The organism is Achromobacter xylosoxidans (assembly GCF_002192695.1).
GTDB classification, from domain to species: Bacteria; Pseudomonadota; Gammaproteobacteria; order Burkholderiales; family Burkholderiaceae_B; genus Achromobacter; species Achromobacter xylosoxidans_C.
The window spans coordinates 1-390 of record NZ_MTLG01000098.1 but is presented as its reverse complement, the minus strand read 5'-3'; the positions used below and the strand labels follow the sequence as shown (position 1 = coordinate 390).

At 65.4% G+C, this 390-nt stretch carries 1 protein-coding gene; it reads right to left on the bottom strand.

Features of this window, described 5'->3' with window-relative positions:
- Positions 1-390, bottom strand: a 390-nt coding sequence (locus BRO63_RS24350; protein ID WP_306425688.1) for a malic enzyme-like NAD(P)-binding protein, incomplete at both ends; no start/stop codon positions are given.

Here is a 390-nt window from a genome sequence, read left to right as displayed (position 1 = left end):
CAGCGGACGCGTCGCCACGCCGCCTTCCATCGCGGCCTTGGCCACCGCCGGCGCGATGCGCACGATCAGGCGCGGATCGAAGGGCTTGGGAATCAGGTATTCAGGGCCGAACGAGATGTCGTAGGTGCCATAGGCCGCGGCCACGACTTCGTTCTGTTCTTCTTCCGCCAGCTCGGCGATGGCATACACCGCCGCCTTTTCCATTTCACGGGTAATGGTGGTGGCGCCTACGTCCAGCGCGCCGCGGAAGATGTACGGGAAGCACAGCACGTTGTTGACCTGGTTCGGATAGTCCGAACGGCCCGTGGCCATGACCACGTCGTCGCGCACCGATTGCGCCACTTCCGGCAGGATCTCGGGCGTGGGGTTGGCCAGCGCCAGGATCAGCGG